Source organism: Aerococcus urinaehominis (genome assembly GCF_001543245.1).
Taxonomy (GTDB): domain Bacteria; phylum Bacillota; class Bacilli; order Lactobacillales; family Aerococcaceae; genus Aerococcus; species Aerococcus urinaehominis.
The window spans coordinates 168,129-179,968 of record NZ_CP014163.1; the positions used below are offsets into that span (position 1 = coordinate 168,129).

Sequence of the window (11,840 nt, forward strand, 5' to 3'; positions counted from 1 at the left end):
GCCTTATTTATCTCTAGGATAACTAAGCTTAACTAGCCATGGCTAGTTAAGCTTAGTCCAGGCAATTATATGTACTAGAAGTTGCAAAATTATACAAATTTTAACGGTCCTCTTTACGTTTATAGGCAAAGACCATTAGACTACCAGAAACTAATAGAGATAGTGCAATGAGATTTGTCTGAGACGCTAAGCTACCTGTCGCTGGTAGGCTAGGCTGGTGTGCTTGACCAGCTTGAGCGTCTGGACGAGTCACTTTAGCACTGCCTTTAATCTGATCAGATTGACTAGATTTTTCAGGTGCTTTTTCCTGACCTGGTTTTTCTGATTTATGAGATCGTTCTGGCAATTTTCCCCCTTTAGGCTTATCTGATTTCTCTGGTTGAACAGGTTTTTCAGTTTGACCTGGTTGATCAGGCTGAGCTGGTAGCTCAGTTTCTGGGAAGGCTGGTAATTCCGGCTGGCTGGTGCTTGGACCGTTTTCTGACACCGATGGCACTTGGTCTTCTGGGAAGACTGGTAGTTCCGGTTGAGTCGTACTTGAACCGTTTTCTGATACCGGTGGCACTTGATCTTCTGGGAAGACTGGTAGTTCCGGCTGACTGGTACCTGGTCCATTTTCTGATACCGGCGGTACTTGGTCTTCTGGGAAGGCTGGTAACTCCGGTTGGCTGGTGCCTGGGCCGTTTTCAGTCACGACATTATATTTTTTAGGCTCTATGTCATCTTTATCTTCAATGCCATCACCATCGTCATCTAAATCTGTCACATCAGGATTGCCATCACCGTCAGTGTCACGTTGGATAGTAATATGAACTTCTTTAGTCAATTTAGAACCATCTGCGTTGGTAATCTTCACTAGGAAGACGAGTTCACCTGTCTCATGGTCACCCCATTGTGGTGATTCTAGTGTACCTGTGATGGTCTTAGTCTCTGGGTTGTAGACTAAGCCAGCTGGTAGTTGGTCTACGCTAATCTCAGCTTTCGGATCCTCTGTTTTGATTTCAATTGGCTCAATATAGTTCTTCTCAACCACTATTTGTTCGCTTGGACTTACCTTAGCTTGGGCGACTGGCGCAAGTGGTGTTTGTGGAATCACTTTGCCGTCTTTTGGACCAGAACCCTTGGTGGTTTCTTCCTCATCTGAGATACCGTCGTTATCATCGTCGATATCATTGATATCAGGTTGACCATCACCATCGGTGTCACGTTGGATGGTAATGTGAACCTCTTTAGTCAGCTTAGAGCCATCTGAATTGGTAATTTTCACCAGGAAGACGAGTTCACCTAATTCGTGGTCACCCCACTGTGGTGATTCTGGTGTGCCTGTGATGGTCTTAGTCTCTGGGTTGTAGACTAAGCCAACTGGTAGTTGGTCTACGCTAATCTCAGCTTTCGGATCCTCTGTTGTAATTTCAATTGGCTCAATATAGTTCTTCTCAACCACTGTTTGTTTACTTGGTGTTACCTTAGCTTGGGCGACTGGCGCAAGTGGTGTTTGTGGAATCACTTTGCCGTCTTTTGGATCTGAACCTTTGTTGGTTTCTTCCTCATCTGAGATACCGTCGTTGTCATCGTCGATATCATTGATATCAGGTTGACCATCACCATCGGTGTCGCGTTGGATGGTAATGTGAACCTCTTTAGTCGGCTTAGAACCATCTGCGTTGGTAATCTTCACTAGGAAAACAAGTTCACCTGTCTCATGATCACCCCACTGTGGTGATTCTGGTGTACCTGTGATGGTCTTAGTCTCTGGGTTGTAGACTAAGCCAGCTGGTAGTTGGTCTACGCTAATCTCAGCTTTTGGATCGTCTGTTGCAATTTCAATTGGCGTGATTGCATGTTTTTCAACTACCGTTTGTTCGCTTGGACTTACCTTAGCTTGGGCGACTGGCGCAAGTGGTGTTTGTGGAATCACTTTACCATCTTTTGGATCTGAGCCTTTATCGATTTCGTCTTTATCTGGAATGCCATCACCATCGTCATCTAAATCTGTCACATCAGGATTGCCATCACCATCAGTATCGCGTTGAACAGTAATGGTTACTGTAGTTTCGACAGTTTCCAGCTTATCATCCTCACCCAGACGATTAGCAGTTAATTTAATTTCAACTTCTTTTGATTCTTCGCCATCTTTCCAGTCTTGCTTAGGCAGGTGGCCAGTCACCATACCAGTATTCTCGTCATAATTTAGACCTGGAATGCTGGCAACCATTTGCGCGCCGTCTTTATTAATATCCACTTTGATATCATCAATTGGTGTGCCGTTTTTGCCTTCTACTTTTTTATCTTGGGCAACCTTGGCTGTCATAGTTAGTGGTGTAAAGACTTTTTCTTGACCAGGGGTTTCGCGGTCATCTGGGATACCGTCCTTATCATCATCCGTATCATTGATATCAGGTTGACCGTCGAGGTCGGTATCACGTTGGACAGTAATTACAACATTTGTTTCTACTGTTTCAACTTCATCATCTTCGCGTACGCGCATAGCAGTAATTTTAACCGTTATGTCCTTACTTTCCTCACCATCTTGCCAATCTTGTTTAGGCAGGCTACCAGTAATTGTCTTGGTGGCTTCATCATATTTTAAGGTCGGTACACTAGCAACAATCATGGCGTCGTCTTTATTAACATTGACGTTAATATCTTTAACTTCAGTGCCATCTCTACCCTCGACTTTAGTCTTCTTGCCGACACTTGCCTCAATAGTCATTGGCTCAATTGTTCTTTGGAAATAGGCTTGAGCACTATCAAAGCTACCATCTGGATAAGCTACTTTCACAAGCACGGATACTTGTTCATTATCAGCTAACTTATCCACTTCACTCTGTGGAAGGGTTACTGTACCAGTGTTAGGGTCTACAGTAATTTGACTTGGGTCAACCTTAGAGTCTTTTGCTAGAGTAATACCATTAGGTGCAATAGAGTAATTAGTTGTCGCTGGCGGTGTAACTTCTGCTAGTTGTGACTTGTCAGTGACTTTATTGATGTCTTGGACAATCTGTCCTTGGCTATCACGAATTGGCTGACCATCTTTAGCCAAGAAATTGTGGTCATTATCAGTTTGATAAAGCTTAATTTGACTGGTGGCTGATTGACCCTTCTCTACCTTAACCAGGTCATAATCTGGCTCATATTTAGCTTGGTCAGACAAGCTGACTTGACTAGTGAAGGATAGGTCACTTGTAATATCTTGCCCCACCATATGATAGTTATCAAAAGTCCAGGTTGAAGTTGAACCTTGGTCTTCCTTGGCATAATTAGGCTTGAAGCCAGGATTTGGTGTGACTTGTGGTACAGCTTTAGTTAATGGGTTACTATTCTTGTCCTTACCAACAAGTTGGAAGCCACCATTAGTAAAGTCAATTTTAACGCCAGCTCGTGGGTTAACATAGTAAGTTACTTCTTTAGTATCACTGTCACTCAATTGGGCATTATCTCCAGCTTTAAAGCTCACTTTCACGTAACCTGGCTTAGGCTCAGTAGTGATTTCATCAATTTTGTCATAAGCGACTAAAATAGTACCTGTAGCTGGATTATCATACTGGTGTTGGCCACCCTTCATTTGGACAGTTGGATTTTCAAAACCAATGAATTGCGGAGCTTTTGAAATCTCGTAATCCCATAGATTAATCTTGTCGCCATTTTTACCAGTCATGGTATTAGGATATTTAGCTGGATCCTTTTCAACCTGGAACTTAGCATCAATCTCAGTCGGGGTCGCACTACTTTGCGTGGCCTTATCAATATATTTTATATTAGCCAAGCCTTGTTTTTTAACAGTGACTGCAACTGAAGTTTTTGTCTTAGTGCCATCAGGATAGGTCACGGTAACTGGTACTGTGAAGTCGCCAGGCTTATCACCCTTAGGTAAAGCATCAGGGTCATCAATTGTCACTTTAACAGTTTTATCCGGATTAGTTGTCGGATAATCCGTCTTAACCTTGCTGATTAATTCTTCTTCAGTTACTGGTTCACCAAAGTCCTTGGTCACTTTTTCAGTTTTAGGAGGGTATTGTTGGTTATCAGCTGACACTGTAGTTTTACTGTTTACTTTTTGCTGTCCGCCATCTGGATAAGTTACCAGAACAGGCACATCAATTTCAGTTCCATGTTTAGCCTTATCTGGGATTTCTAGGGAGATGCTGCCGTCTTGGTTAATGGTTACTGGTACTTCAACCGTTCCACCATCAGTAGTTTCAACCGGCACCACAGTTTGACCCTGGTCGTTTTTCTTCATGGTTGGATCTAGCTGGAAGCTGGTGTCCGCAGGTGGTGTGGTAGTCAGCCCCTTAGGATCAGTGAATCCTGGTTTTTCAATCGTTACTTTTTGACCAGGTTGGACGGTCTGAGGCTCATAGCTGGCCTGGTATTCTTGCTTGTCATCCTTAACGACTAAGTCGCTAGTAACTTGGTCTTCACTACCATCAGGATAGGTCACCACAACTGGTACTTGAAGAGGTTGACCAGATTGGGCACCTTCTGGTAGGTGTACAGTTAAGCTACCATCCTTATCATTAATGGTGACGGTTGCTTCAATCTTGCCACCGTCTTTGCTTGGTACTTCGATCACATGCCCTCCATTTTTACCTGGTTTAACGCTTGAGCCAAATTTATATGTGGCAGAGGCTGGTACGTTATCGCCATAATTAGGCGCTGGTACAGTTACCGTAGTGTCCGGTTTAATAGTTTGCTTGGTATAGCTTGGTTTGAAGCGCTGACTCTGATCCACAACATTTACTTGGGCCTTGACTTCTGACTGGGTACCATCACCATATTTAACCACTACTGGAATATCAACTACGGTGCCATCTTTGGCAGTTTTAGGTAAATCAATTGACACCTGGCCATCAGTGCCCAGAGTTACTACCGCCTCAATTTTACCACCATCTACCGTATCAACCTTAACGGTGTGTTGGCCCTGGCCATTTTGGCACATATGAGCTGGGAAGGCAAAACTTGCACTCGCAGGTTTGTAAGCATCCTGACCATCTTTAGTAAAGTTTGGCTTGTCTAATTGAACTGTGCTACCAGGCTTGCCATCCTTAGCCTGATAAGTAGGAATATAGGCTTGATTTTGAGCAGAAACAGTCACTTTGCTAGTAACGGTTTCACTTGTACCATCTTGGTAAGTGACTAAAACAGGTACTTCAATTGCAGTCTTGTCTTTAATGTTTTCAGGTAAATCGACTTTAAGGCTACCATCTGAATTTAGTGTAACAGCAACCGTAGTGGCCTGGCCGTCAGTGCCGCCATCTGGGATAATCACTTCTAACTGATTATCAGCTTTTTTACTAAAATTATTAGGTAGCTTATCATCAAATTTGAATTGAGTGCCTGTAGGGGCCTTATCTAAGGGCTCACCATCCTGTTTATCTTGTTCAAAGAAGAATGGCGGGATAACATTAACAGCCTTACCTGGATTGCCTTTAGTTGGTGGATAGTGCCCTTGGTATTGGTCGCGTTGGGCAGTCACCTTCACGGTGAACTCAACAGTTTTCTCAACGGTCCGGTTCCCTTCTTGATAAGAGACTTTGACTGATTTGGTGATAGTGTCTCCGTCCTTACTAGTTTCAGGAATAGTAAATCTCACCTCACCGGTATTTTTATCAATTTCAAAGCTCGGATCATCAGCTAATTTTTCGAATTTAGGACCAGTAAAATGGTCTTGTTTTAGTTGGTTACCATTCAGGATTTTAGCTGGTATTTTAATTGTTTGATTTGGCGTGCCTATGACAGGCTCATAGCTAGGCGTCGGCGTGATAACCGGTTTTTTAGTGAAGGTTACTGTCTCCCCTGGGCGGTCACCATATTTGATTTGGATGGTCCCGTCAGTTTTAACAGTAACTTTGCCTGGATCTACCTTGTTTGTTTTAGCGACTTTATCTCTAATTGCTTCAATTTCCACAGGCTTAAGGTTATTTGGATCATCAACCAAGGTGTTTGGTACTTTCTCAGTATAGTAAATTAGGTTTTCAGTTATTGTACCGGATTTGGCGACTAAGTCAGTGGTAAATTCAGCTGTTACTTGATGAATTCCGACTTCGTGGGCCGGTTCCTCGATACTAACAGTTTTAGTAACTTTGTTCTTAATATCTTTGATTAAGTCAGTTTTAGAGTTTATGCCATTTAGGCCCCATTTATTTTTGACACCGTTATAGTAAACTGGGCCTAAGCCTTCGTAATCAATCTCAATCGCTTTTTCTACATCTGCTTTGGTAATTTTTTGTTTTGGATCATCTATGCTACGAATGACTGATTTATTTTTTATTTTTAGGATTCGGATCATAAATGGTGAGAATGAGTTAGTAAAATGGTCACCAATATACGTACCCATAACACGAGAGCCGCCATAATCGTTAGATTTACTTTCGTCGTAGGTACCAAAGATTTTTAGCTTGTCGCCTTCTTGTTTGAACTTTAATCCAGTTAGATGAGCATTTTTATCATTTGTCGGCACCCCATATCCGTTAGCACCCCAAAATTTAGTGTAATTTAATCCATTGCGTAATTGTGCTTCGACACCAGGTAGGACGGAGTACTTATTATTTTTAGGATTATCAGGATCAGGAGTAGAGAAAATATATACTTCCGGAAACTGACCAATGGCAGAAACAAACATATCCCCATTAACAACTGTTTGGTAAGGATCCTCGCCGGCTTTGTTTTTAATGGTTAAATTTCCGCGCTCATCCATGGAAATTTGCTCTGTACTAAGATTTAACTGTGGATTTACTTTTATAAATTGCTTTATCAACTGATCTCTCTCAGTTTCAGCAATCGTATAATTATTCGGATCTTTTACTACTAATTTTCCAATATTATGACTCGTTAAATTAAATGGAATCTCTCCTGGTTTATTAGTAATTTGACCTTCAGTTTTAATCACTTCTGCAGCAAATGGTGGCCGATAATAGAAGACTTTTACATCAGATGTAGCTGTTTTATTATCACTGTTTTTATCTTTTAGATAAACCTTAACTGTTCCTGCGGTTTCTCGCCGCCCGTAATCATCTACTAATTCGGTCATTTTAGCTAATTCATTTTTATCAGCTAATACCACTTCAACTTGATCAGCACTCAGACCTGCCTTAGTTAAAGCTTCTTTCACTTTTTCATTGCGTAAAACCTCAGCCGCAATATCTGCCTCAGAAATACCAGGTAAATTATTTTTGCCCTGTGTTACAAAAAAGTGGTGGCTAAGTGCGCCAGCAACTTTTGGCAATTTAATTTTATCCCAGTCTACCGGCTGGTTTAGTGGTCCACTAGCACTATTGCTTGCCCGGTCTTGGTCATTACTAGTACTATTTGGCAAGTTAGCTGACCGTGACTCACTTAAAATTGCTTTTATTTCATCACTATCGGCTGCACTTTCATTGTCCGTAGCTTTATTTTTATCAAGGTTTTGGTCAGCGACTGGATTAGTTTTTGGTTTACCGTCGAGTGTTTGACCATCTTTAGGCTGAATTTCTGTTAATTCTTCAGGATTTTTCAGATCTTTTTCAGCTTCACCGCTGTTTTCTTTTAAAGCGGGTTTTGGAGATTCAGTGCTAGCCTCTTGATTATTATTAACTGGCTCCAGAACAAGACTATTATCTGCTTCCGGCTTAATTGGATTTGCATCTTCGGCTGGGTCAGATAAACTAGATTGATTTTGATTTAAGCTTTTTAGATTACTAGCATCAACCTCTTGAGCCTGCACAAGAGATTGACTGCCCAAGAACAGCAAGGAGGCAGATAAAGCAACTGACACAACACCCACGCTGTACTTACGTAGTCCAAAGTGTGTTTTACGATCTGCCTGTTTTCTCAACCACTCTTTATGATTATGACGACTTAACATTTTTCCATTCCTTTCTGTGATCTCTGCCACACATTTTTTAACAGACCAAGTTTATCTTAGAAGATTTAGTTTTGCTGTTCTCTTTTTAGAATTATTATTCTAAAAATGTGTCACACCCGGACATTTCTTGTCCGGGATGCTAATTTGACAACAAAAAAAGTCGAGCTTATACTCGACTTTTGCCTGGAATGCAAGACTTTTTAACTAGAAAACAATTAATTATTAAATCGTCAGGAATTGGGTTGGAAAAGAATATTTTAGTTGTTACTATCATGCAAATCATTCCTAGGCACCTTCATTATAATTTAAAAGCCAGTAAATATATGACCAAATTATAATGGCTTAATTCAAAATATGTCCATAAGATGTAATTGACTAAGTACAACATTGACTATGTAAAAACAAAAAAGCCGGGGTAGCCCCGGCTGAGTTGGCAGAGGAATACTTTGACCTGGAAATAAGGGTTTCATTTGCTAGGTATTTAATTAAATAATTTCAAACCAGGTTCATGGCTGCCTCTCTATCTGCTAGTATAGTTGATAATTTATTGGTTAGCTGGTCTATTTTTAGTCTCAATTTTCATTAAAAAAACAATTGGCTATTAATTCGCTAAAAATGCAGGTATTATTTCACTTTTGTTTGGATTAAATTCTCAGCTTGCTGGTAGACCCAACGCATCATATCTAAATCATTAAAAGCTGTAAAGATATAGCATGGTTTGCCCGTCACAAATGGTAACTGCTCAGATAGGATAAAAATATCATGTGGTAGCTGGTCACTTTTAGTCCAGTCAAGGGTATGGTCAATCACCTCAATATCAACAAAGCCTTGAACATTGTTATAGAGGGCGGCCCGCACTTTTATATCCAGACCATGATTACCTGTATAGACAAGGACGCGCACATGTTCACGGCTTTTGCCAAGTTCATAGGCAATATTGGGCCAATTAGCGAGCGTAAGAAAAAGCAGATATTCTAACGCTTCCGCCTGGTTTGCTAAGGGGATCTGCGTACGATTCATATACTCAGTCAAAAGGGCCTCTAGATCCTTAATAAAGTCAACATTTATTTGGGCAATCACTTCCTTCAAGTCCTCCATAAAAGTTGGATTGACATCCGCAAACAAATCACGAATTTCTATCTTAGTAAAGCAATAATTATGGATATTCATACCAATAAAGTTTAGCTTATCCTGGTTCATAGAAGTCAAGCCATATTTCCCAGCTAAGGTGGCTAACTGGTTTAAAAAGCCGCAATAGTATTCAAAATAACTTTGACTAGTAAAAAATTTGCGGTCAATACACTGGCTTCTCAAAATAGTTTGGTCAGAAACAATCCCTACCAATAGCTGTTGCATGATTTCCTTGTTGAGCGGTAGGCGGCCAGTAGCTAGGTCAATAAAATGATGGTCAGTTGGTAGCGCATCTAGCAGCATTTGGGACTTTTCTAAACTTAGATCAGCTTGATTAGCGTCTACCCAATGTTAATCAAGATAACGCGTCAAATTGCAGGCTAGGCGTATATAGGTAATGGGATACCTTTGTGCCATTGTAAAAAAGGTTGATACCTTAGCGAACTGGTTAAAAAATTCATGAATAGCAGAATAGCTCACCTGGTCAAAGGGCCAATCCTTTAGAAAATAAAAGGCATCCACAAACAAAGGATACACTTGCCTATAAATCGTTTCATCCATTTTGAGACTCATGGGGCTTCTTTGAACTAAAATAGGCCACCCTCTGTGGTTAAAGAATTCGTTCATGTGGTCAATTGCCCGAGAAATCGTCGTCCGGCTGACAAAGAGGTCATCGGCAGCCTGGTTCATCCGCTGGTAACGTTGATGAATTAGCCCATCTAAAAGACGGAACTCTGTTGAATTCTGGGCATATTTTTTAAAGAAATAGTTATAGGACAAATGAGGTTTAATTTTTAAGGTAATTCCTTGCTTGCTCTGACGCTCCACCTGTAATTCTTCAGTAAAGCTGAGCTCAATGTCTTGAATATCAGAAAAAACAACACTAATTGAGCTATCAAGTATAGCAGCTAAATCATCATAATTAAAAAGTTTGCCACGATTGGCAAAGAAAAATCGAATTAATTCCAGCTGACGCTGTGACTTATTAGGTAGCATTAATTGACGCATAAAGTGTTCCTCTCTTTTATTATTTATTAGTAAAATTGACTTACACAAAATACGAGATTGCGTTTTATATGACAACGTAATTTTTAGCAACACAAAAAAGGTTGAGCAGTGCAGTCAACCTTCCCTATTATACAAATATTTTAAAAAAATTAAAGAGACTTTCTGAGTTTACAGGCTTTCCTAGGCTAACTAAGCCCTCTAGCAGTGACTTTGTTCATGGTAATTTTTAATTCAATTGAATTTCTATCATCATACTTTTATTAACTTAACTAATTTTTTCGCTTGCTCACTAATTCCTACAACCCAAAAAAGAATGATGTAGTCAAAGTGTTACCCTTAAAAAACACATCTGCTAAGATAGCTTGCCTATCAAAATAAATCAGATCAAATAAAAACATATTAAAGAAAAGCAATTCAAATCATAATCAATCAGTATCCATCTAATCGAGTGTCTAGTGATTATTCAGAGAAAGCAGTTACGGTGGTCTCTTCTTAATTTTCCTGGAAAATACTTTCTCTATTAATTTGTGGCTAGCATTAAACAAAAACGAGTGTCTTGGCTCCAGTTGTTTGTTGGAAGCAAGACACTCATTTAAATTTGCAATGATTTAGACATCAGAATCTCGAATCTTTACATGACTGCTAGCTACTAGCTGATTCATCAATTAATAAGTATTTAATGATAATGTTCATGCAAATGATAAATTGACTCCCTGCCAGGCAGTTTTAGTGCCATATCAGGATCAGAGAAGAGATGGATTAAACCACCGGGTAGTTTACTAGCCTTGACTTGGTCTGGAGAAATCTCCTGGATAATATCTTGGCCTCGACCTTGTGCAATTTTTAGCCCAAACTGGGGATCAATGATTGTTCCCCGCCCCACTGCCACTAAATCACTATAATTAAGGGCGTCTTGCGCATCGGCTTGGGATTTCACATTACCCACAATAATTAGTTTAACTTCTGCCGGTAAGACCTGGCCGATTAGTTCCGCAAAGGTCTGGTCTTCTCCTTCAGGTTTAGCATCATATTGAAGCAGGGATAGATGAATATAGTCAAGTTCAAATTCCTGAGTCAAGACCTTAACTAGTTCCTGGCACTCTCGGTAAGTATAGCCGACACGGTCACCATGAATTTCTTGTGGTGATACACGATAGCCAATAATAAAGTCATCAGGCGCTACTCCTTCGAGGGCTTTAAAGACTGCCCGTAACACTTCTTGACTAAAACGCATGCGGTTAGTTAAGCTACCACCCCACTGGTCCTGGCGGCGGTTAGACCAACTAGAGAAAAATTGTTGGAAAAGATAATGGTTAGCACCATGAATTTCAATACCATCGAAACCAGCTTTGACTGCCCGTACGGCCGCATCAGCAAAATCTTGGATAACTGCCTGAATATCAGCCTCTGTCATTTCTTCGACCTCATAGTCAATAAACCCAAAATCGAAACTAGAAGGTGCGTAGACTTTTTCCCCTTGTTGGACCCGCCAATTGGCCTCGCGACCAGTGTGGGATAGCTGTAATATCGCCTTGTTACCATCTTTTTTAAGGACCTCAGCGAGCTGACTAGCGCCAGCAAGATAAGAATCGTTATAAAAGCCTAGTTGCTCTCGGTCATTTGCCCAAGACCGGGAAGGACCACCCGCGTAACTCACATAGTTGTATTCGACCACTACCATACCAGCTGATTGCGACCGGGCGGCGTAGTAATCAACAGTTTCCTGGGTCACATAGCCGTCATTGGCACCAGAATTGGTCAACATAGGTGGTTGGACGATGCGGTTGGACACCTGGGCCCCATGTCGAAAAGTCAGACTATCAGTTAGCTCTTTAGTCATATCAGATCCCCCTTTAAT

At 40.8% G+C, this 11,840-nt stretch carries 4 protein-coding genes; all 4 read right to left on the minus strand.

The genetic code is table 11. From position 1 onward, the window contains the following. Positions 1 to 100 precede the first annotated feature (100 nt). The 4 genes from AWM75_RS00805 to AWM75_RS00820 all read right to left on the minus strand — a co-directional run bounded on the left by AWM75_RS00805 (position 101) and on the right by AWM75_RS00820 (position 11,822). Complete coding sequence (locus AWM75_RS00805; RefSeq protein ID WP_067977280.1) at positions 101 to 7,843, minus strand: YPDG domain-containing protein; 7,743 nt, start codon at positions 7,841 to 7,843, stop codon at positions 101 to 103. 624 nt (positions 7,844 to 8,467) lie between these two features. Continuing rightward, positions 8,468 to 9,277 (minus strand): hypothetical protein, encoded by an 810-nt coding sequence (locus tag AWM75_RS00810; RefSeq protein ID WP_067977281.1) that lies wholly within the window; start codon positions 9,275 to 9,277, stop codon positions 8,468 to 8,470. A gap of 48 nt (positions 9,278 to 9,325) precedes the next feature. Next, entirely contained in the window at positions 9,326 to 9,982 is a 657-nt protein-coding gene (locus AWM75_RS00815; protein ID WP_067977282.1) for a helix-turn-helix domain-containing protein, read from the minus strand. A gap of 676 nt (positions 9,983 to 10,658) precedes the next feature. Further along, the gene (locus tag AWM75_RS00820; RefSeq protein ID WP_067977283.1) at positions 10,659 to 11,822 is read right to left on the minus strand and encodes an oxidoreductase; all 1,164 of its coding nucleotides are present in this window, start codon (positions 11,820 to 11,822) and stop codon (positions 10,659 to 10,661) included. Positions 11,823 to 11,840 lie beyond the last annotated feature (18 nt).

Bases quoted from the DNA above. Each gene is read 5' to 3' on its own strand.
- AWM75_RS00810 (WP_067977281.1), bottom strand. From the start codon at position 9,277: ATGCTGCTAGATGCGCTACCAACTGACCATCATTTTATTGACCTAGCT.
- AWM75_RS00820 (WP_067977283.1), bottom strand. From the start codon at position 11,822: ATGACTAAAGAGCTAACTGATAGTCTGACTTTTCGACATGGGGCCCAG.
- AWM75_RS00815 (WP_067977282.1), bottom strand. From the start codon at position 9,982: ATGCGTCAATTAATGCTACCTAATAAGTCACAGCGTCAGCTGGAATTA.
- AWM75_RS00805 (WP_067977280.1), bottom strand. From the start codon at position 7,843: ATGTTAAGTCGTCATAATCATAAAGAGTGGTTGAGAAAACAGGCAGAT.